Raw genomic sequence first — 19162 nt, 5'->3', positions numbered from 1 at the left:
CTTTCTTTTGGGTACTTTTCTTTGGCGAAGCAAAGAACAAGTACCTCGGCCGCCGGGCCGAGACCCGGCTCCCGCCCGCAACACCGGCATGCAGCCAATACAAGCAGCAGGTGCCAGCGCGCCGAATAGACAGGCCATCAAACCACCTGCCCGAGCCTTTCTTCCAGATCCACCACCTCCGCCTCCAACGCCTCCACCATCCACCCCACCTCCTCCAACGCCGCCCGGTACAAAGGCAACACCAGACTCACACTGAACGGCACCGAAAACCCCACCCTGCGCACCACCACCCCCTGCCCCGCCACAGCCAGCGCCGTGAGCGGATTGACCACCGCGACCCCCAGCCCGCGCTGCACCATCGCGCACACCGCCACCGCGCTGTGCGTCTCCATGCGCATCTGCCGCTGCACGCCGGCCTCGGCGAACAGGGCGTCGATCTGGCGGCGGTAGGGGTCGTCGGCCGAAAGGCTCACGAACGGCTGGTCCGCAAAGTCCGCCAGTTGCAGCACCGGCCGTGCAGCCAGCGCATGGCCCGCAGGCAGCACGGCCACCTCGTCCAGGCTCAGCAGCCGCTGCGAGCGCGTGCCGGGCGGGTGGGAGACCTGCTCGCTCAGGCCCATGTCGAAGCGCTGCGCCGTCATCCACTCTTCGAGCAAGGGCGGCTCCTGCGGCGTGACGGAGACGCGGGCGCCCGGGTGCGCGGCCAGCATGCGCGCGGCGGCCCCGGGCAGCAGGGCGTGGGACAGCGCGGGCAGGCACAGCACCGACAGCGACTGCGCGGCATCGGCCGGGCGGCCCAGGGCCACGGCGCGGTCGACCACGCGGTCCAGGCCCTGCCAGGAGCGCTGCACCTCCTCCCACAGCGCCAGGGCCCGGGCGTGGGGGCGCAGGCGGCCCTGCACGCGGTCGAACAGCGAATAGCCGAGCAGCGACTCCAGGCGCGCCAGCTCGCGGCTCACCGTCGGCTGCGAGGTGTGCAGCAACTCCGCGGCCCCGGTGGCGCTGCCCGCGAGCATGACGGCACGGAACACTTCGATATGGCGGTGGCCGATCCGTGGGGCGGCTGCATCTTCGGGGTAGGGCATGGCGCAAAGCATATCCAAAATGAATAGCTACCGCAAAACAAGCATTGGACTGGATGGTCACGGGGCGGCATCATCGCGCCATTCCCTTTCGGAGCCTGCCCATGTCCAATCCTTTTTCCCCCCAGCAACTGCATGCCCTGGCCGCGCAATTCGGTACCCCGCTGTGGGTCTACGACGCGGCCACCATCCGCCAGCGCATTGCCCAGGTGTCCAACTTCGACACCATCCGCTTCGCGCAGAAGGCCTGCTCCAACATCCACATCCTGAAGCTCATGCGCGAGCAGGGCGTGAAGGTGGACGCGGTCTCGCGCGGCGAGATCCTGCGCGCGCTGGCCGCGGGCTACCAGGCCGGCGGCGAGCCCTCGGAGATCGTGTTCACGGCCGACCTGTTCGATGCCGACACCCTGGCCTGCGTGGTCGAGCACCGCGTGCCGGTGAATGCCGGCTCCATCGACATGCTGCACCAGCTGGGCGCTGCCTCGCCCGGCCACGCGGTGTGGCTGCGCATCAACCCCGGCTTCGGCCACGGCCACAGCAACAAGACCAACACCGGTGGCGAGCACAGCAAGCACGGCATCTGGCACACCGACCTGCCGGCCGCGCTGGCGGCCATCGCCCAGCACGGCCTCAGGCTCACCGGCCTGCACATGCACATCGGCTCGGGCGTGGACTACAGCCACCTGGCCGAGGTCTGCGGCGCCATGGTGGAACTGGTGCGCACCACCCATGCGGCCGGCCACGACCTGCATGCCATCTCGGCCGGCGGCGGCCTGTCCATCCCCTACCGCAGCGGCGACCCGGTGATCGACACGCAGCACTATTACGGCCTGTGGAACACGGCGCGCCAGCAGGCCGAGGCCATCGTGGGCCACCAGCTGGGTCTGGAGATCGAGCCCGGCCGCTTCCTGGTGGCCGAGTCGGGCGTGCTGCTGGGCGAGGTACGCGCCACCAAGAATGCGGGCAGCAACCACTTCGTGCTGCTGGACACGGGCTTCAACGAGCTCATGCGCCCCTCCATGTACGGCAGCTTCCACGCCATGGAGGTGCTGCGCAAGGATGGCAGCACGGCCGCCACGCGCCCCACGGTGGTGGCCGGGCCGCTGTGCGAGTCGGGCGACGTGTTCACCCAGGGCGACGGCGGCGTGGTGCTGCCACGCGAGCTGGCCGAGGCGCGCGTGGGCGACCTGCTGGTGATCCACGACACGGGTGCCTACGGCGCCTCCATGTCTTCGAACTACAACACGCGCCCGCTGATCGCCGAGGTGCTGGTGGAGGATGGCGGCCAGGCCCGCCTGATCCGCCGCCGCCAGACGGTGGAGCAGCTGCTGGCCCTCGAAGAAGGGCTGTGAGCCCTGGGCGGCAGGGGCCGGCGGCATGGCGCCCTCCCCTGCACGCCCGGTAGGCAGGGGACTACGGTGGGGCGCCGTGTTGGAGGACAGCCCCGGGCAGAGGGGCCACCTACAGTGAAGTCACTGGCTTCCAACCCTTTCAACCTCTCAAGGAGATCACCATGCCCATCATTCTCTGGCTGCTCGGCGTCCCACTGTCCCTGGTGCTGCTGTTGATGCTGTTCGGTGTGCTGTAAGCCACCCGCCGCATCCATTCCCCCGCGAAGGGCGCTTGCCGTGTGCAAGCGCCCTTTCATTTTTTTACCACTTGGTGTGTTTTTCGCACAGTGCGCCCGGCCTGTGCGCCGCTGGCGCTGGCACCTGTGCCGCTGGTCGGCCAGCCCCCCGGTGGAACAAGACAGCGCCCTTGCACGGCGCTACGCTGGCCTTCCATCCAACGGGCAAGCCACACAACAAGGCCCTGCTGGCCGCCGCCAGACACCGGGGACCTGTTGGAGGGACACCGAGAGGAGCGTGCACATGCCACACGAAGAGAGGACCATCGTCGAGCTGGGCTACCCGGGCGAGTACCTGAGCCGGCTGGGCTACACCGAGACCAAGACCTGCAAGATCCGCCTGTCGCGCAAAGGCCAGGGCGTGCTGGCGCGCATGTATGCCAGCCGGGGCTACAGCATGCAGGCCACGCTGGCGCACGACTTCGACCTGAGCAGCCTGGTGGTGCAGATCGACGGGCAGCCCGCAGGCACCATCTCCGTGCGCCTGGACGACGGCCACCTGGCCGCCCAAGAGCAGTTCCCCGAATTCATCGGCGACCTGCGCGAGCGCGGCGCGCGCATCTGCGAGATCGGCAAGCTCGCCATGGACCCGGGCGTGCGCTCCAAGCAGGTGCTGGGCGCCATCTTCCATATCGCCTTCATCGTGGCCTTTCGCGCGCGCCGCGCGACCGACATCGTGATCGAGGTGAACCCGCGCCACGCGGCGTTCTACATGCGCATGCTGCGCTTCGACCCGGTGGGCTCGGCGCGCATGTGCCAGCGCGTGGGCGCCCCGGCCGTGCTGCTGCACATGGAGGGCGCCAAGGGGCGCCGCCTGATCGACGAATTCGGCGGCCGGCCCGACCTGTCGGCGCAGGAGCGCAGCTTCTACCCCTATTTCTTCCACCCGGACGACGAGGAGGGGCTGCTGCGCCGCCTGTCGGGCGGTTCTTAGAGCGGATAACAAAACTCAGCGAAGCGGTTCTGGCTAGGCGCTACACATCAGATTTCTTCTGGCAGGCAGTACGAGTAGTACGACAAGACGCGGCAACGACGCCAGAAGAGTTTTGTTAGCCGCTCTTCAGGCTTCGCCGCGGGGGTCGCGGCCCATGAGCTGTGCCACGGCCTCGGCCGGCCGCAAGCGGCCATCGAGCAGGGCCACGGCGGCCTCGGTGATGGGCATGTCCACGCCCAGCAGGCGGGCGCGCTGCGCCACCGTGCGGGCGCTGTACACGCCCTCGGCCACATGGCCCAGCGATTCGACCGCCTGCGCCAGGGTCTGGCCCTGGGCCAGCAGCATGCCCACGCGGCGGTTGCGCGACAGGTCGCCCGTGGCCGTGAGCACCAGGTCGCCCAGGCCCGACAGGCCCATGAAGGTATCGGCCCGCGCACCCAGAGCCAGGCCCAGGCGCGTCATCTCGGCCAGGCCGCGCGTGACGAGCGCGGCGCGGGCGTTCAGCCCCAGTTCCAGCCCGTCGCACAGGCCGGTGGCAATGGCCAGCACGTTCTTCACGGCCCCGCCCACCTCCACGCCCACGATGTCTTCGTTGGCGTAGACGCGCACGCTGGGGCTGTGGAAAGCCGCCACCAGCGCATCGCGCACGCGGGCGTGCTCGCTGGCCGCCACCAGGGCCGTGGGCTGGCCGCGGGCAACTTCCTGGGCAAAGCTGGGGCCGCTCAGGGCGCCGGCGAGCAGGCCGGGCGCCACCTCGGCGCAGACCTCGTGCGCCAGCAGGCCGAAACGGCCCTCCTGGGCGCCGGCCACGGATTCGAAGCCCTTGCACAGCCAGGCCACGGGGGCCGGGCAGCCCTGCAGGGACTGCAGCATGCCGCGCAGTGCCGACATGGGCGTGGCCACGATGACCAGGTCCGCCGCCAGCGCCAGTGCCACGGGGTCACCACCGGCCAGCACCAGTGCGGGCGGAAAGGCCAGGCCCGGCAGGTAGCGCGCGTTCTCACGCGCGGCCTGCATGGCGGCCAGCTGGCCGGCATCGCGCGCCCAGAGCGTGACCGCATGGCCGGCGGGGTTCTGCGCGGCGCTCATGGCCACGGCAGAGCCCCAGGCGCCTGCGCCCAGAACAAGGATTTTCATAGGGGAATCAAAAGGCGGGGACGGCATGCTGCGTCCCCGCGAACCACGCTACTGCGTGATGATGGGCGACGGATTGCCCGCGGCCTGGGCTTGCTGCTGCTCGAACATGGCCTGGAAGTTGATTTCGGCCAGGTGCACGGGCGGGAAGCCGGCGCGGTTGATCAAATCGGCCACGTTGCCGCGCAGGTAGGGGTACACGATCTGCGGGCAGGCGATGCCCATGATGGCGCCCATCTGGTCTTCAGGGATGTTGCGGATCTCGAAGATGCCGGCCTGCTTGGCTTCGACCAGGAACACGGTCTTGTCCTTGACCTTGGTCTGCACCGTGGCGGTCACGGCCACTTCGAAGATGCCTTCGGCCACGGGAGTGGCTTCCACGCCCAGCTGGATGTCCACGCTGGGTTGTTCCTGCTCCAGCAGGATGCCGGGCGAGTTCGGTTGCTCGAGCGACATGTCCTTGAGGTAGACGCGCTGGATCTGGAAAACGGGATTCTCTTGGTCGGCCATGGTTGAAAAGTCTCTTTCGCTCAAACAACGAGCTGGTGACAAAACGAAACCCGCCGGGGAAAGGCTCCCGCAGCGGGCACATGGGGCTGCATTATGCAGCGCCCGGAAACCGGCAGGCCGGTTACTGCACGCCCAGCAGTGGCATCAGGCCGCCGCGGCCGTCCAGCGCCACCAGGTCGTCGTGGCCGCCCACATGGGTGTCGCCGATGAAGATCTGCGGCACGGTGCGCCGGCCGGTGATCTCCATCATGGTGGTGCGGGCGGCGGGGTCCATGTCGACACGGATCTCCTCGATCTGCTCCACGCCCTTGGACTTGAGGATCTGCTTGGCACGGATGCAGTAGGGGCAGACGGCGGTGGTGTACATCTTCACGGCTTGCATGGAGGCATCTTTCGTAGAGGCTGCGGCGGGGCGCTGTTCGGTGGCAGGTGGGGGCAGGCTCAGGCCTTTTCAACCGGCATGCTGGCATCGCGCCAGGCCTTGAGGCCGCCGGCCATGGCCTGGGCGTTCTCGTAGCCCAGCTTCTTGGCAATGGCCACGGCGCTGTTGGAGCGGTTGCCGGTGGCGCACACCAGCACCAGCGGCAGGGCCTTGTTCTTCACGGTGGCGGGCAGGCGCTCTTCCAGCTCGGCCAGCGGGATGTTCTTGGAACCCACCACATGGCCAGCGGCGAACTCCTCGGCGCCGCTGACGTCGACCACGACGGCCTTTTCGCGGTTCATGAGCTGCACGGCGCCCGCGGGCGAGAGGGTGCCGCCGCCTGCGCTCTTGAGCATGGGCCACAGCAGCATGGTGCCCGAGGCCAGAGCGACGAAGACCAGGTACCAGTTGTCGATAATGAATTTCACAGGGGATTCCTTGGGTTGGCGAACCGCGCAATTCTAAAATGTATGGTTTTGACCCGCCTCTCCTAGGGAAACCATGCACAAACTCGTACTGATCCGCCACGGCGAATCCACCTGGAACCTCGAAAACCGCTTCACCGGCTGGACCGACGTGGACCTCACCGCGACTGGCGTGGACCAGGCCAAGAACGCCGGCCGCCTGCTCAAGGCAGAGGGCTACGAGTTCGACGTGGCCTACACCAGCGTGCTCAAGCGCGCCACGCGCACGCTGTGGCACACCCTGGACGAGATGGACCGCACCTGGCTGCCCGTGGTGCACAGCTGGCGCCTGAACGAGCGCCACTACGGCGCCCTGCAGGGCCTGAACAAGGCCGACATGGCCAAGCAGTATGGCGACGCGCAGGTGCTGGTCTGGCGCCGCAGCTACGACACCCCGCCACCGGCGCTGGAAGCCACCGACCCGCGCAGCGAACGCAGCGATGTGCGCTACGCCCGCCTGGACGCCGGCCAGGTGCCGCTGACCGAGTGCCTCAAGGACACCGTGGCACGCGTGCTGCCTTTCTGGAACGAATCCATCGCCCCGGCCATCCAGGGCGGCAAGCGCGTGGTCGTGGCGGCGCACGGCAACTCCATCCGCGCCCTGGTCAAGTACCTGGACAACATCTCCGACGACGAAATCGTGGGCCTCAATATTCCCAACGGTATTCCACTGGTATACGAGCTCGACGAGAACCTCAAGCCCATCCGCCACTACTATCTGGGTGACGCTGAAGCGGCGGCCAAGGCCGCAGCGGCAGTGGCTTCGCAAGGCAAGGCATAGAAATCGGCGTAAAGGGTGGGTAAAGCCCGCCAATTACCCCGATCAAACCGGCGAAAGCGAGTCCCGGCGCGGAACTGCGGCGGGTGGGGCCCTTCTAAGAAGCATTCCGGCGCCTTTTTGAGACGCATGTTTTCACACGCGTGTAAAAAAGGCTTCGGACCAGCTTCCCAGGTGTATATTGATGCGGTAAAGGTGTTCTATGGGCCACAAACTCAAAATAGCAGGATGGGTGTCGGTAGGTGTGGTGGCTGGTGCATTGACCACGGTGTCACTGCAGACCGTCGCGCGCGGCGCCATGACCCCTCTGCCGCTGGAAGAGATCCAGCAGCTGTCGGCCGTTTTCGGCCTGGTCAAGACCGACTACGTCGAGCCGGTCGATGACAAGAAGCTCATCACCGATGCCATCACCGGCATGGTGGCCAGCCTGGACCCGCACTCCCAGTATTTCGACAAGAAGTCCTTCAAGGAATTCCGCGAAGGCACCTCGGGCCGTTTCGTGGGCGTGGGCATCGAGATCACCCAGGAAGACGGGCTGATCAAGGTCGTCTCCCCCATCGAAGGCTCGCCCGCCTTCCGTGCGGGCCTCAAGACCAACGACCTGATCACCCAGATCGATGACACTGCCGTCAAGGGCCTGGCCCTGAACGACGCCGTCAAGCGCATGCGCGGCGAGCCCAACACCAAGGTCACGCTCACCATCTTCCGCAAGGACGAGAGCCGCACCTTCCCGGTGACCATCACGCGCGAGGAGATCAAGACCCAGTCCGTCAAGGGCAAGGTGATCGAGCCCGGCTACGCCTGGATCCGCCTGTCGCAGTTCCAGGAACGCACGGTGGACGACTTCGTGCGCAAGATCGAAGAGATCTACAAGCAGGACCCCAACGTCAAGGGCCTGGTGCTCGACCTGCGCAACGACCCGGGCGGCCTGCTGGATGCGGCCGTGGCCATCTCGGCCGCCTTCCTGCCCGAGAACGTCACCGTGGTCACCACCAACGGCCAGCTGGCCGAGAGCAAGTCCACCTACAAGGCGGCGCCCGAGTACTACCAGCGCCGCAGCGGCGGCGACCCGCTGCGCCGCCTGCCGGCCGCCATCAAGTCGGTCCCCATGGTGGTGCTGGTCAACGAAGGCTCGGCCTCGGCCAGCGAGATCGTGGCCGGCGCACTGCAGGACCACAAGCGCGCCACCATCATGGGCAGCCAGACCTTCGGCAAGGGCTCGGTGCAGACCGTGCGCCCCCTGGGTCCGGACACCGGCATCAAGCTGACCACGGCACGCTACTACACGCCGAGCGGCAAGTCGATCCAGGCCAAGGGCATCGTGCCCGACGTGATGATCGACGAGTCCGAAGAGGGCAACGTCTTCGCCGCCCTGCGCATGCGCGAGGCCGACCTGGACAAGCACCTGGGCAGCGGCCAGGGCGAGGAAAAGAAGGACGCCGCCCGTGAAAAGGCGCGCGAAGAGGCCCGCAAGCGCCTGGAAGAAGAAGCCAAGAAGCCGGCCACCGACCGCAAGGCGCCCGAGTTCGGCACCGACAAGGACTTCCAGCTGGTGCAGGCCCTGAACCAGCTCAAGGGCCGCCCCGTGCTGGTCAGCAAGACGCTGACCGAGCGCAAGGAAGAAAAGAAGGAAAACTGACCGAAGGCGCCTCGCGCCCCCAGGTTTGCCCCCTAGAGGCCGGATTCCCCAGGGAGTCCGGCCTTTTTCACGCCTGCCTCCACCACGCCGCAATCTCCCGCACAATCGCAGCCCAAGCTCTCGCACCCCGCCCATGACCGATGACCAGCTCCTGCGCTACTCGCGCCACATCCTGCTCGACGAGATCGGCATCGAAGGCCAGGAGCGCGTGCTGGCGGCGCACGCCGTCATCATCGGCGCCGGCGGCCTGGGCTCGCCCGCGGCGCTGTACCTGGGTTCGGCCGGTGTCGGGCGCATCACGCTGGTGGACGACGACACGGTGGACCTGACCAACCTGCAGCGCCAGATCGCCCACACCACGGAGCGCGTGGGCCAGCCCAAGGTGCAGTCGGCCGCGCAGGCGGTGGCCGCCATCAACCCCGAGGCCCGGGTCCAGGCCCTGCAGGCCCGCGCCGATGCCGCCCTGCTCGACCAGCTGCTGCCCGGCGCCACCGTGGTGCTGGACTGCAGCGACAACTACGCCACGCGCCAGGCGGTCAACGCGGCCTGCGTGCGCCACGGCGTGCCGCTGGTGGCCGGGGCGGCGATCCGTTTCGACGGGCAGATCACGGTGGTCGACCCGCGCAACCCCCGGGCCCCCTGCTACGCCTGCATCTTCCCGCCCGAGGCGGAGTTCGAGGAGGTCAGCTGTGCGCTCATGGGCGTGTTCGCGCCCCTGGTGGGCATCATTGGGACCATGCAGGCGGCCGAGGCCCTGAAGCTGATCACCGGTGTGGGCACCACCCTGGCAGGGCGGCTGATGATGCTGGACGGCCGCTCTATGGAATGGAACACCATGCACGTGGAGCGCGCCCCCGGATGTAGCGTGTGCGCATCACCGTAGGAGCGCTCCTACGCTGCCTGCGCGCAGCCGCTGTCAGAATGGCAGCCACGCTTCGGTTAAATTCAGAGCAGGCCCAGGTTTGCTCGTACCGGCCACTTTATGGATCAGGTAGTGAAACTGCGCACGTACATCGTTGAGGACAATGCCACCATCCGGGAGAACCTCATCGGTACCCTGGAAGAGTTGGCGTCTGTCGAAGCGGTGGGTGTGGCCGAAACCGAGGACGAGGGCAAGGGCTGGCTCACCGGCCACCAGGAGCAATGGGATCTGGCCATCGTGGACCTGTTCCTGCGCCAGGGCAGCGGCCTGGGTGTGCTGGCCGCCTGCCGCGACCGCGGCCCCCACCAGAAGATGGTGGTGCTGAGCAACTATGCCACGCCCGACATCCGCATGCGCTGCGCCCAGTTGGGCGTGGATGCGGTGTTCGACAAATCCAATGAAATCGATGCCCTGGTGGACTACTGCATAGAGCATGGCAGCGTACACCCCGCTCCTGTCGACCGCATACCCGTGCGCGGCAACCATTGAGTGCGCTGGCACTGCGCCAGCCTGCCCGTCTCCCCCGATGAAGAACCGCGCCCGCCTGCGCAGGGCGGCCCTGGCATGGCCGTCCAGGCGGGCCTGCCGCCGGGAGGCCGCGCCCGCATCAGTCGATGAGGCGGTTTTTCAGCGCGTAGTAGGTCAGGTCGCTGTTGGACGACAGGCTCATCTTTTCCATCAGGCGCGTGCGGTAGGTGCTCACCGTCTTCACGCTCAGCGACAGCGACTTGGCAATGTCGCCCGCCGTCTCGCCCTTGGCCAGCTTGAGGAACACCTGGAACTCGCGCTCGGACAGCTGCTCGTGCGGCGGCGCGTCGTCCTTGCGGTTGAGCTGCTGGGCCAGCAGGTCGGCCACGGCGGGCGTGAGGTAGCGCTTGCCCAGGGCGATGATGCGGATGGCCTCCACGATCTCCGCGGGATCGCACTCCTTGTTGAGGTAGCCGCTGGCCCCCTGGCGTATCAGGTTGATGGCGTAATGCTCCTCGGGGTAGCCGCTGAGGATCAGAATCCCCATGTCCGGCGCCTTGGCACGCAGCATGGCCAGCGCGTCCAGGCCGCTCTGGCCGGGCATGGACAGGTCCATCAGCAGCACATCGATTTCATGGGTGCGCACCAGGTCGATGGCTTCGCGGCCGTTGGCGGCCTCGCCCTCCACGCGCAGGTCCACATGTTCGGACAGGAACTGGCGCAGTCCGGAGCGAACAATTGCATGGTCATCCACAATGCCGATCTTGATCATTGAGCGTTCTTTCGGGGAGGGGACAAGCGCCCGCTCCCAATTTTTGTTGAATGCACCTGCACTGCGATCCCCGGTTCCAGGGCAGTGCCGTGGGCCGGTCTGTGGCCATTATCCAGAATAACGCCTATGAATTTGCATGAGATCGCCAGGGACTTGCTGCCCAAAGTCCGCAAGATGGCCCTGAGCCTGCCCATGGCGCTGCTCGCGGCCCTGGTGCTGGTGGGCATCAACGAGGTCGGTCACATGCGCTCGCAGGACGCCGTCACCCACATGGCGCACGGCCAGGTGACGCATGGCGCCCTCAATCGCCTGCTGCAGAGCATGCTGGACGCCGAGACCGGCCAGCGTGGCTACCTGCTCACCGGAGACGACCGCTACCTGGAGCCCTATGACAAGGCGCTGGCCAGCGTGCAGCAGGACCTGGACAACCTGCGCAACCAGTTCCTCGACTCGCCCGACGACATGCAGGAACTGTCGCTGCTGTCGCGCCAGATCTCGCGCAAGCTCGCCGAGATGGAGCTGAGCCTCAAGCTGCGCCGCCAGGGCAATGAAGACGCCTGGAAGTTCATCCTGCACACCGATGTGGGCATGGAGAACATGCAGGCCATCCGCAAGCACGCCCAGGCCCTCATCGACCGCAGCGCCGTCGTCGTCAAGCAGGGGCAGGCCCAGGTGCTGCGCTCGCTGATGCTCTCGCGCATCGGCATCGCCACCGTCACGGCCATCGGCTTGCTGGCCTTCTTCATGTACCTGCGCCAGGCCACCGCCCTGCAGGAATTCAGCCTGCGCGAGCAGCTGCTGCTGGAACGCGAGCGCGACCGGCTCGAAGGCCTGGTGCGCGAGCGCACGGCCACCCTGTCCGAGCTCGCCAGCCACCTGCAGCAGGTGCGCGAGGACGAGCGCGGCCACCTGGCGCGCGAGCTGCACGACGAGCTGGGCGCCCTGCTCACGGCCGCCAAGCTCGATGTGGCGCGCCTCAAGTCCAAGATCGACACCCAGGTGCCCGAGATCGCCGAGCGCCTGCGCCACCTGACCGAAACCCTCAACAGCGGCATCGCGCTCAAGCGCCGCATCATCGAGGACCTGCGCCCCTCGTCCCTGTCCAACCTGGGGCTCACGGCCGCCATCGAGATCCTCGCGCGCGAGTACGGCGAGCGCGCCGGCATCGAGGTGGAAACCAGCCTGGAGCCGGTGCAGCTGCCCGAGACCACGCAGCTCACCGTCTACCGCCTGGTGCAGGAGTCGCTCACCAACATCGGCAAGTACGCCAAGGCGCAGAAGGTGCTGGTCTCCGTGCACAGCCACCCCAAGCATGTGGCGGTGCAGGTGCGCGACGACGGCCAGGGCTTCGATCCGGCCAGCGTGAGCCCCTCCTCCCATGGCCTGGCCGGCATGCGCCACCGCGTGGAGGCCGCCGGCGGGCGGCTGACCATCACCTCGCGGCCGGGCAACGGCGCGCTGGTCTCGGCCATCCTGCCGCTGCTGCAGCACTGAGCGCACGGCCTGCCCTCCCGCGGCAGGCCCTTTCCCCCCGCCATTCGCGCGCGCTTCCACACGGACCCGCCAGGGCCCGGGCAGGCCACGGCCTGCCTGCCCAGGGCCCGGGCAGGCCACGGCCTGCATGTCCAGGGCCTGGGCAGGCCACGGCCTGCCTGTCGCCATCCGGCAAGCCCCCGTCCTACACGGCAGGCGTCCGGGCACCGACATAGGCGCGCGCCGGCCACCGGCATTTCCCGCGGCACCCCCCACCTACATTGGAGTCAAGCGCTGACGAGAGCAGCGCGACACGATCCGCCGGACCCTCCGGCCCCAATGGAGAAAGCACATGTTGCACTACGCCGTCGTCTTCCTTGTCATCGCACTGATCGCAGCCATTTTCGGTTTCGGCGGCATTGCCGCAGGTGCCGTGGGCATCGCCAAGATCCTGTTCTTCGTGTTCGTGATCATGGCTGTCGTCACCTTCGTCATGGGCCTGCTGCGCAGGGGCTGAGCCCCCTTGGCGCCAGAGCCGGCCGACCCTCCCACCGTCTACACCCAGGAGTGACCCAATGACCATCCAATCCGCCACCAACAAGGTCGCCGCAGGCGCCCGATCCCTCGCCGACGACGTGCTGCAAAGCGCCCAGGATGCGGTGCAGACCACGCGCAGCGTCGCCAACGGTTCACTGGACAAGGCTGAAAGCACCGTGCGTGCACTGCGCCGCGAGGCCGACCCCGCCATCGACGACCTGGCCGCCCGTGCCCAGGCCCTGGCCTCCCGCAGCATCGACTATGCGGCCGACGCCAGCGCCCGTGCCCGCCGCCAGGTGCAGGAAGCCGCCGAAGCCACCAGCAAGTACGTGGCCGAGCAGCCGGGCAAGTCCATCCTCATCGCAGCCGGTGTCGGCGCGCTGACCGCGAGCCTGGTCCTGATGGCATCGCGCCGCCGTGGCAGCTACTGATTCTGGCGAGCAACAAAAAAAACACTTCCCCACCAGGCACCGCCATGAACGACAAGAGAGCCCCCGCACACGATGACCACCAGCGAACGCTGGTGCTGGACGACCATGCCCTGCAGGCCGCCGCCACCAGCCACCTGGACGAGGGCGCGGTCACCCCGGCCTTTGCCGAGCACCGCGACGACATCATCGCCCTGCTCAACGACGCCCTGGCGACCGAACTGGTGTGCGTGCTGCGCTACAAGCGCCACCACTTCACGGCGCACGGCCTGTCCTCGCCCGCTATCGCCAGCGAGTTCATGGTGCATGCCAACGAAGAAGCCGGCCACGCCGACCAGATCGCCCGGCGCATCGTGCAGCTCGGTGGTGAGCCGGACTTCGCCCCCGACAGCCTGAGCGCCCGCAGCCATGCGGACTACGACACCTCGTCGGACCTCAAGGCCATGGTGCGCGCCAACCTGGTGGCCGAGCGCATTGCCGTGGAAGCCTACCGCCAGATGATCAGCCTGATCGGCGACAAGGACCCCACGACGCGCCGCATGCTCGAAGGCATCCTGGCCGACGAGGAGGAGCATGCCGACGAACTCAAGGACCTGCTGGAGCAGTAGGCCGCAAGACAAACCAACCCACAGCCATCCGGTCATGGAGGGTGCAAAAGACCGCCTGGCTGACATTCCCACCGCACCCGCGTTCCCAAAACCACTGAAGAAGGAAAAACCATGAAATACGCACGTGCCCTCGCCTTTGCCGCTGTTGCCGGCATGACCATCGTCACCGCCACCGGCTGCTCGGTGGCGCGCGACCAGCAGACCGTCGGCGCCTATGTGGACGACGCCGGCATCACCACCGCCGTCAAGGCCAAGATGGCCGAGGACAAGACCGTGTCGGCCACCTCGATCAGCGTGGAAACGCTCAACGGCACGGTGCAGCTGTCGGGCTTCGCCAAGTCGGCTTCTGAAAAGAACCAGGCCGAGAACATCGCCCGCAACACCAAGCACGTTCGCGAAGTGCGCAACAGCATCGTCGTTCGGCCGTGATCGCAGGCTCCCCCTGAGGCGCTGCGCGCCTTCCCCCTCTCTCTCCTCGCTGCGCGAGTCGGGAGGGGGACGCCCCCGGTGCGGCGGGGCGGCCCTTGCACGGGGGCACTGGTATTTGGCCGCGCCAGTTGCCGACGGTCCGTCCAAATTGCAGGTTCCTGCTTTTGCAGGGCCTGCTTTTTGCCATTGCAGCATGCGTGGAAGCCCGATTTGCATGGGCGCCCGGCCCTTGCATGCACTTTCGCGCGGCGTCTGGGTTTAAGCTCACCTCATGCGGGTATTCAATTGCGACCATTGCGGTCATCTGGTGTTTTTCGACAGCGTGCAATGCCTGCACTGTGGCAGCGCGCTGGCCTTCCTGCCCGACCAGCTCACCATGGCGGCCCTCACGCCGGCGCCGCAGGACGGCCCGGACCTGTGGCGGCGCATGGGCGAGCGCGGCACAGCGCAGTACAGCGGCCGGCTGTACCGCATGTGCCACAACCACACGCGCTACGAGGCCTGCAACTTCGCCGTGCCGTCGAACGACTACGCGGAGTTGTGCGTGTCGTGCCGGCAGACGCGCCTGTTGCCGGACCTGTCGGACGCGGCCAACCTGCGCCGCTGGAAGCAGATCGAGGGCGCCAAGCGCCAGCTGTTCTATACCCTGGCACGCCTCGGGCTGGAGCCGGTTCCCGGCCGGGCCGGGCCGGTCTTCGAGTTCCTGGCCGACCTGCCCGGGGGCCCTGCCATCCTCACCGGCCACCAGGGCGGCACCATCACGCTCAATGTGGCCGAGGCCGATGACGATGAACGCGCGCGCCGGCGCATCGCACTCGGGGAGCCCTACCGCACCCTCATCGGCCACCTGCGCCACGAGTCGGGCCACTTCTACTGGGACCAGCTGGTGCGCGATGGCCAGCAGCTCGAGGCCTTTCGCAGCCTGTTCGGCGACGAGCGCCAGGACTATGCCGCCGCACTCGACGCGCACTACGCCCGAGGGGGCAGCGGCAATGACTGGTTCCTGAACCACGTCAGCGCCTATGCGGCCGCCCACCCCTGGGAAGACTGGGCCGAGACCTGGGCCCACTACCTGCACATGGTGGACCTGCTGGAGACGGCCGCCAGCTACCAGACCGCCGTGACCGTGCCCGACCCCCACATGGCGCTGCGCCACCACGTAACCGACCCGTTTGCCAGCAGCCACCCCGACTTCCAGGACATGGTGCGCCAATGGGTGCCGCTGACACTCATGCTCAACAGCCTGAACCGCAGCCTGGGGCAGGACGACGCCTACCCGTTTGCACTGTCGTCCGGGGCCATGGTCAAGCTGCGCTTCGTGCACGACCTGGTGCAGGGCGTGCAGCCCACACCCGCCGACCCGGCGCAGCCGCTGGCCAGCGCGGTATGAGCAGCCTCCTCTCCTTGGCAACCCTTCCCCCGATGACCGATTCCATGACCACGAACCCACCGCCCACGCCCGCCCCCCAACTGCTGCTGATCCCCGGGCTGGCGGGCGATGCGACGATGTGGCGCTTCCAGCGCGAGGCCCTGCCCGCGGCCCTGCGGCCGGAGGTGACCGACGTGCACACCCGCCCCGAGGCCACCACCGTGCAGGAAATGGCCGCCCTGCTGCTCGCGCGCTACAGCGGCCCGCTGCTGCTGTGCGGCGCATCCATGGGCGGCATGGTGGCGATGGAGGCGGCCCGCCAGGCACCAGGGCGTGTGCTCGGGCTGGCGCTGCTGGGCACCAGCGCCCGGCCGGAGACGCCCGAGATGCAGGCCCTGCGCGAAGCCGCGATCGAACTCTTCGAGCAAGGCCGCGTGCGCGAGGTGATCGAGCCCAACGTGGCCTTCGCCTTCCACCCCAGCGGCGCCGCGCGGGCCGACCTGGTGCAGGACTACCTCGATTTCGTGCTGCGCGCCGGTGCCGAACAGCTGGTGCGGCAAAACCGCGCCGTGATCGCACGCCCCGACGCGCGGCTGCACCTGCCCGCCGTGCAATGCCCGGTGCTGGTGGTCTGCGGCGAAGCGGACCAGCTCACGCCGCTGGCCTGCTCCGAGGAGATCGCGGGCCTGGTGCCGGGCGCGCAGTTCGAGGTGGTGGCCGATTGCGGCCACATGCTCACCATGGAGCGGCCCGAGGTGGTCAACGCGCTGCTCATCCAGTGGCTGCAGCGCGGGGGTTGGCACGAGGCGCCGTGAGCGCCCCCCGCCGATCAGGGCTGGGGCGCCAGGCTGCGCACCTTGATCGCCAGCCGCTCTTCCACCGAGGGCGAGACGAACTTGGTCACCTCGCCGCCCAGCACCGCGATCTCGCGCACGAAGGTGCTGCTGATGAACTGGTACTTGTCGCTGGGGGTCAGGAACACGGTTTCCACCTGGGGCATCAGGCTGCGGTTCATGCCGGCGAGCTGGAATTCGTAGTCGAAGTCGGTCACGGCGCGCAGGCCGCGCACCATGGCCTTGCCGCCGCGCGAGACGACGAAATCGCGCAGCAGGCCCGAAAAGCTCTCCACCTGCACCTGGGGGTAGGCCTTGACCGCCTCGCGCACCATGTCGATGCGCTCGTCCAGGCTGAACAGGGTCTTCTTGTGGTGGCCCGCAGCCACGGCAACGATCACGCGTTCGAACAGCTGGGTGGCTCTGCGCACCACGTCTTCGTGGCCCAGGGTGATGGGGTCGAAGGTTCCGGGATAGACGGCGAGCACGTTCTGGGCCATGGCGGGTTGTCTCCTGTACGGCGAAATGGGCACGGGCCCCGGCCTCTTGTGGGCCTGCCGGGCCGCTCTTGGCCGCATTATGCAGTGCACTGCAACATGGAGTTTTTCCGCCCCGCGGTACCCGACCCCGACGCCGGCGCGCCGGGGCGCGAACGAACCCGCTCAGCCCGCCGTGCTGCCCGCCGTACCGCCCGCTGCAGGCCGCAGCAGGTGCGCATGCACAGCCCCCGCCTTGAGGTGGCGGTAGACCGTGAGCCCGCTGGCGGCCAGGCCCTCGTCGGTCCAGGCGACGGGCGCCTCCAGGTACACGTAGCCGCTGGCCGCCACGGCCTTGGCCGCGGCCTGCAGCGCGGGCTCGAACAGGTTGCCGTCGAACGGCGGGTCGATCAGCACCAGGTCCAGGCTGGCCGGCGCGGCCTGGCGCAGCGCGGCAATGCCATCGCCGCGCTGCACGCGCACGGCCTTGGCGTCCAGGCGCTGCTGCAGGGTGTTGAGCTGGGCCACCAGCGCGGCATCGCTCTCCACCAGCTGCACGGCCGCGGCGCCGCGCGAGGCGGCTTCCAGGCCCAGGGCGCCGGTGCCGGCAAAGGCGTCCAGGCAGCGCCAGCCCGCCAGGTCCTGGCCCAGCCAGTTGAACAGGGTCTCGCGCACGCGGTCGGGCGTGGGGCGCAGGCCGGGGCGCTGGGCCACGGGCAGGCGCGTGCGCTTCCACTGCCCGCCAATGATGCGGATCTCGCCCGCGCCCTTGGGTGCCGCCGCAGCGGCCTTGTCCTTGGCACCCGCCTTGGCGCCGGCCTTGGGCACAGGCGCTGCAGCGGCCGCGGCCTGGGCCTTGCGGATCTCGGCGCTGATGGCACCGCCGCGCAGGGTCGAGCGGCTCATGGCTTGCCCCCGACCACCACGGTCACCATGCGCTCGGGCTGCAGCTTGCGCTGCATGGCGGCGCGGATGTCGGCCACGGTGAGCGCATCGACGCGCTGCGTCCAGCGGTCCAGGTAGTCCAGGGGCAGGTCGTTCCAGGCGATGTTGGCCACATTGCCCAGCAGCTTCTTGTTGCTGTCGATGCGCAGCGCGAAGCCGCCGATCAGGTTGTCCTTGGCGGCGCGCAGCTCGGCCTCGGTCGGGCCTTCGGCGACGAAGCGGGCCAGCACGTCGCGCGAGACCTTCACGGCCTGGGCTGCCTGGTCGGGGCGCGTCTGCAGGCCCACCGTGAAGGCCCCGGCATGCAGGCCGCCCGCGAAGTAGCTGTAGACGCTGTAGCTCAGGCCGCGCTTTTCGCGCACCTCCTCGGTCAGGCGCGAGACAAAGCCGCCGCCGCCCAGGATGTGGTTGCCCACCAGCAGCGCGATGAAGTCGGGGTCGCGGCGCGCAAAGCCGGGCTGGCCGATCAGCACATGCGCCTGCGCCGAGGCGAAGGGGATGTTCTTCTCCTCGGGCGCCGTCAGCGCGGCGATCTCGCCCACGGCGGGCAGGGGCGCGCAGGCCGCCGCGGCGGGCAGGCGCGCCAGCAGCGTGGCCACCAGGGTCTGGGCCTGGGCGCGCGTGACTGCGCCCACGATGCTCACCTTGGCGCGGCAGGCCGCGATGGTGCTGGCGTGGAAGGCCTGCATGTCGGCCACGCTGATGCGCGCCAGCGTCTCCTGCGTGGTGCGCACGCCATAGGGGTGGCTGCCGTAGACCGCCGCGCCAAAGGTCTTTTCGGCCACGGTGGCAGGGCGCGTGTCCGACTCCTTGATGCTCGCACTCCAGCGTGCGCGGTCGCGCGCCCAGATGTCGGCCGGCCAGCTGGGCTCGGCGATCTGGCGTGCCGCCAGGCGCGCGGCCTTGTCCAGCAGCGCCGGCTCGGTCAGCGAGCGCAGCGAGAAGTGCATGGCATCGCTGTCGGCACCGGCCTCGAAGCTCGCACCCAGGTCGGCCCAGGCCTCGCCCAGGGCGTTCTCGTCGAGCGCGGGCTCCGCACCCTGCCCCTTCACGCCCTTGGAGGCCATGGACGCGGTGGCGCTGGCCAGGCCGGCCTGCGCGGCCGGGTCACGGCGGCTGCCGGCGTCGAAGTCGATCTGCACGTCCACCATGGGGATGACCGGGCTTTCCACCAGCCACACGCGGGCACCATTGGGCTCCGTCCAGTGCTGGATGGGCAGCAGGGCCCAGGCCGAGCCGCAGTAGAACAGCGCGCTGCTGCTGGCCAGCACGGTGCCGACCGCCAGTTTCTTGAAATTGATCATGGGTGGGGA

General features: G+C 68.4%; 22 protein-coding genes. 13 read left to right on the top strand and 9 right to left on the bottom strand.

Features of this window, described 5'->3' with window-relative positions:
- Positions 1-137: 137 nt before the first annotated feature.
- Positions 138-1085 (bottom strand): LysR family transcriptional regulator, encoded by a 948-nt coding sequence (locus AC3WOH_RS22205; protein ID WP_492231493.1) that lies wholly within the window; start codon positions 1083-1085, stop codon positions 138-140.
- A 101-nt stretch (positions 1086-1186) separates the two neighbouring features.
- Here AC3WOH_RS22205 and lysA point away from each other — a divergent pair, with 101 nt between their 5' ends.
- Both lysA and AC3WOH_RS22195 read left to right on the top strand, forming a co-directional pair.
- On the top strand, positions 1187-2434 hold the full coding sequence (gene lysA, locus AC3WOH_RS22200; RefSeq protein ID WP_492231492.1) for a diaminopimelate decarboxylase: 1248 nt from the start codon (positions 1187-1189) through the stop codon (positions 2432-2434).
- A 519-nt stretch (positions 2435-2953) separates the two neighbouring features.
- Positions 2954-3643: an N-acyl amino acid synthase FeeM domain-containing protein gene (locus AC3WOH_RS22195; RefSeq protein ID WP_492231491.1), complete on the top strand. Its 690-nt coding sequence runs from the start codon at positions 2954-2956 to the stop codon at positions 3641-3643.
- A 126-nt stretch (positions 3644-3769) separates the two neighbouring features.
- On the opposite strand, the gene AC3WOH_RS22190 is transcribed toward AC3WOH_RS22195, so the two are convergent.
- The 4 genes from AC3WOH_RS22190 to AC3WOH_RS22175 form a co-directional block, all read right to left on the bottom strand.
- Positions 3770-4780: an NAD(P)H-dependent glycerol-3-phosphate dehydrogenase gene (locus AC3WOH_RS22190; RefSeq protein ID WP_492231490.1), complete on the bottom strand. Its 1011-nt coding sequence runs from the start codon at positions 4778-4780 to the stop codon at positions 3770-3772.
- 48 nt (positions 4781-4828) lie between these two features.
- Positions 4829-5287: a protein-export chaperone SecB gene (secB, locus tag AC3WOH_RS22185; RefSeq protein ID WP_007860332.1), complete on the bottom strand. Its 459-nt coding sequence runs from the start codon at positions 5285-5287 to the stop codon at positions 4829-4831.
- 121 nt (positions 5288-5408) lie between these two features.
- A complete protein-coding gene (gene grxC / locus AC3WOH_RS22180) occupies positions 5409-5669 on the bottom strand; it encodes a glutaredoxin 3 (RefSeq protein ID WP_492231489.1) in 261 nt (86 codons plus the stop codon).
- 59 nt (positions 5670-5728) lie between these two features.
- Complete coding sequence (locus tag AC3WOH_RS22175; protein WP_492231488.1) at positions 5729-6136, bottom strand: rhodanese-like domain-containing protein; 408 nt, start codon at positions 6134-6136, stop codon at positions 5729-5731.
- Between the two features lie 73 nt (positions 6137-6209).
- Between AC3WOH_RS22175 and gpmA the strand changes: the two genes are divergently transcribed.
- From gpmA to AC3WOH_RS22155, 4 genes are all read left to right on the top strand, one after another.
- Entirely contained in the window at positions 6210-6953 is a 744-nt protein-coding gene (gene gpmA, locus AC3WOH_RS22170) for a 2,3-diphosphoglycerate-dependent phosphoglycerate mutase (RefSeq protein WP_492231487.1), read from the top strand.
- 199 nt (positions 6954-7152) lie between these two features.
- The gene (locus tag AC3WOH_RS22165; protein ID WP_492231486.1) at positions 7153-8589 is read left to right on the top strand and encodes a S41 family peptidase; all 1437 of its coding nucleotides are present in this window, start codon (positions 7153-7155) and stop codon (positions 8587-8589) included.
- 133 nt (positions 8590-8722) lie between these two features.
- Positions 8723-9472, top strand: coding sequence for a HesA/MoeB/ThiF family protein (locus tag AC3WOH_RS22160; protein ID WP_492231485.1), 750 nt, complete (start codon positions 8723-8725; stop codon positions 9470-9472).
- A gap of 111 nt (positions 9473-9583) precedes the next feature.
- Positions 9584-10000 carry a response regulator gene (locus AC3WOH_RS22155; protein ID WP_492231484.1) on the top strand — a complete coding sequence of 139 codons (417 nt, stop codon included), beginning with the start codon at positions 9584-9586 and terminating at the stop codon, positions 9998-10000.
- A 118-nt stretch (positions 10001-10118) separates the two neighbouring features.
- Here the strand turns inward: AC3WOH_RS22155 and AC3WOH_RS22150 are convergent, their stop codons facing one another.
- On the bottom strand, positions 10119-10751 hold the full coding sequence (locus AC3WOH_RS22150) for a response regulator (RefSeq protein ID WP_184857840.1): 633 nt from the start codon (positions 10749-10751) through the stop codon (positions 10119-10121).
- A 126-nt stretch (positions 10752-10877) separates the two neighbouring features.
- On the opposite strand from AC3WOH_RS22150, the gene AC3WOH_RS22145 reads away from it, so the two are divergent.
- The 7 genes from AC3WOH_RS22145 to AC3WOH_RS22115 all read left to right on the top strand — a co-directional run bounded on the left by AC3WOH_RS22145 (position 10878) and on the right by AC3WOH_RS22115 (position 16410).
- Positions 10878-12245: a sensor histidine kinase gene (locus tag AC3WOH_RS22145; protein ID WP_492231483.1), complete on the top strand. Its 1368-nt coding sequence runs from the start codon at positions 10878-10880 to the stop codon at positions 12243-12245.
- Positions 12246-12576: 331 nt separating this feature from the next.
- Positions 12577-12741 (top strand): DUF1328 domain-containing protein, encoded by a 165-nt coding sequence (locus AC3WOH_RS22140; protein ID WP_007860309.1) that lies wholly within the window; start codon positions 12577-12579, stop codon positions 12739-12741.
- A 58-nt stretch (positions 12742-12799) separates the two neighbouring features.
- The gene (locus tag AC3WOH_RS22135; protein ID WP_492231482.1) at positions 12800-13192 is read left to right on the top strand and encodes a hypothetical protein; all 393 of its coding nucleotides are present in this window, start codon (positions 12800-12802) and stop codon (positions 13190-13192) included.
- Between the two features lie 44 nt (positions 13193-13236).
- A complete protein-coding gene (locus AC3WOH_RS22130; protein ID WP_492231481.1) occupies positions 13237-13797 on the top strand; it encodes a ferritin-like domain-containing protein in 561 nt (186 codons plus the stop codon).
- A 111-nt stretch (positions 13798-13908) separates the two neighbouring features.
- Positions 13909-14226 (top strand): BON domain-containing protein, encoded by a 318-nt coding sequence (locus tag AC3WOH_RS22125; RefSeq protein ID WP_492231480.1) that lies wholly within the window; start codon positions 13909-13911, stop codon positions 14224-14226.
- A gap of 271 nt (positions 14227-14497) precedes the next feature.
- Positions 14498-15616, top strand: coding sequence for a zinc-binding metallopeptidase family protein (locus AC3WOH_RS22120; RefSeq protein WP_492231479.1), 1119 nt, complete (start codon positions 14498-14500; stop codon positions 15614-15616).
- Between the two features lie 44 nt (positions 15617-15660).
- Positions 15661-16410 carry an alpha/beta fold hydrolase gene (locus AC3WOH_RS22115; RefSeq protein WP_492231478.1) on the top strand — a complete coding sequence of 250 codons (750 nt, stop codon included), beginning with the start codon at positions 15661-15663 and terminating at the stop codon, positions 16408-16410.
- 14 nt (positions 16411-16424) lie between these two features.
- Here the strand turns inward: AC3WOH_RS22115 and coaD are convergent, their stop codons facing one another.
- The 3 genes from coaD to AC3WOH_RS22100 all read right to left on the bottom strand — a co-directional run bounded on the left by coaD (position 16425) and on the right by AC3WOH_RS22100 (position 19153).
- Entirely contained in the window at positions 16425-16928 is a 504-nt protein-coding gene (coaD, locus tag AC3WOH_RS22110) for a pantetheine-phosphate adenylyltransferase (RefSeq protein ID WP_184857824.1), read from the bottom strand.
- 162 nt (positions 16929-17090) lie between these two features.
- On the bottom strand, positions 17091-17810 hold the full coding sequence (rsmD, locus tag AC3WOH_RS22105; protein WP_492231477.1) for a 16S rRNA (guanine(966)-N(2))-methyltransferase RsmD: 720 nt from the start codon (positions 17808-17810) through the stop codon (positions 17091-17093).
- Positions 17807-19153 (bottom strand): M16 family metallopeptidase, encoded by a 1347-nt coding sequence (locus AC3WOH_RS22100; protein ID WP_492231476.1) that lies wholly within the window; start codon positions 19151-19153, stop codon positions 17807-17809. Before AC3WOH_RS22100 ends, rsmD begins: the two co-directional genes overlap by 4 nt.
- Positions 19154-19162 lie beyond the last annotated feature (9 nt).

Source organism: Acidovorax sp. FW305-C-20-28, from assembly GCF_058783375.1.
The sequence above is the reverse complement of the archived record's forward strand: the minus strand, read 5'-3'. Positions and strand labels throughout refer to the sequence as shown.

Bases quoted from the DNA above. Each gene is read 5' to 3' on its own strand.
- AC3WOH_RS22205 (WP_492231493.1), bottom strand. From the start codon at position 1,085: ATGCCCTACCCCGAAGATGCAGCCGCCCCACGGATCGGCCACCGCCAT.
- lysA (WP_492231492.1), top strand. From the start codon at position 1,187: ATGTCCAATCCTTTTTCCCCCCAGCAACTGCATGCCCTGGCCGCGCAA.
- AC3WOH_RS22195 (WP_492231491.1), top strand. From the start codon at position 2,954: ATGCCACACGAAGAGAGGACCATCGTCGAGCTGGGCTACCCGGGCGAG.
- AC3WOH_RS22190 (WP_492231490.1), bottom strand. From the start codon at position 4,780: ATGAAAATCCTTGTTCTGGGCGCAGGCGCCTGGGGCTCTGCCGTGGCC.
- secB (WP_007860332.1), bottom strand. From the start codon at position 5,287: ATGGCCGACCAAGAGAATCCCGTTTTCCAGATCCAGCGCGTCTACCTC.
- grxC (WP_492231489.1), bottom strand. From the start codon at position 5,669: ATGCAAGCCGTGAAGATGTACACCACCGCCGTCTGCCCCTACTGCATC.
- gpmA (WP_492231487.1), top strand. From the start codon at position 6,210: ATGCACAAACTCGTACTGATCCGCCACGGCGAATCCACCTGGAACCTC.
- AC3WOH_RS22165 (WP_492231486.1), top strand. From the start codon at position 7,153: ATGGGCCACAAACTCAAAATAGCAGGATGGGTGTCGGTAGGTGTGGTG.
- AC3WOH_RS22160 (WP_492231485.1), top strand. From the start codon at position 8,723: ATGACCGATGACCAGCTCCTGCGCTACTCGCGCCACATCCTGCTCGAC.
- AC3WOH_RS22150 (WP_184857840.1), bottom strand. From the start codon at position 10,751: ATGATCAAGATCGGCATTGTGGATGACCATGCAATTGTTCGCTCCGGA.
- AC3WOH_RS22145 (WP_492231483.1), top strand. From the start codon at position 10,878: ATGAATTTGCATGAGATCGCCAGGGACTTGCTGCCCAAAGTCCGCAAG.
- AC3WOH_RS22140 (WP_007860309.1), top strand. From the start codon at position 12,577: ATGTTGCACTACGCCGTCGTCTTCCTTGTCATCGCACTGATCGCAGCC.
- AC3WOH_RS22135 (WP_492231482.1), top strand. From the start codon at position 12,800: ATGACCATCCAATCCGCCACCAACAAGGTCGCCGCAGGCGCCCGATCC.
- AC3WOH_RS22130 (WP_492231481.1), top strand. From the start codon at position 13,237: ATGAACGACAAGAGAGCCCCCGCACACGATGACCACCAGCGAACGCTG.
- AC3WOH_RS22125 (WP_492231480.1), top strand. From the start codon at position 13,909: ATGAAATACGCACGTGCCCTCGCCTTTGCCGCTGTTGCCGGCATGACC.
- AC3WOH_RS22120 (WP_492231479.1), top strand. From the start codon at position 14,498: ATGCGGGTATTCAATTGCGACCATTGCGGTCATCTGGTGTTTTTCGAC.
- AC3WOH_RS22115 (WP_492231478.1), top strand. From the start codon at position 15,661: ATGACCACGAACCCACCGCCCACGCCCGCCCCCCAACTGCTGCTGATC.
- coaD (WP_184857824.1), bottom strand. From the start codon at position 16,928: ATGGCCCAGAACGTGCTCGCCGTCTATCCCGGAACCTTCGACCCCATC.
- rsmD (WP_492231477.1), bottom strand. From the start codon at position 17,810: ATGAGCCGCTCGACCCTGCGCGGCGGTGCCATCAGCGCCGAGATCCGC.
- AC3WOH_RS22100 (WP_492231476.1), bottom strand. From the start codon at position 19,153: ATGATCAATTTCAAGAAACTGGCGGTCGGCACCGTGCTGGCCAGCAGC.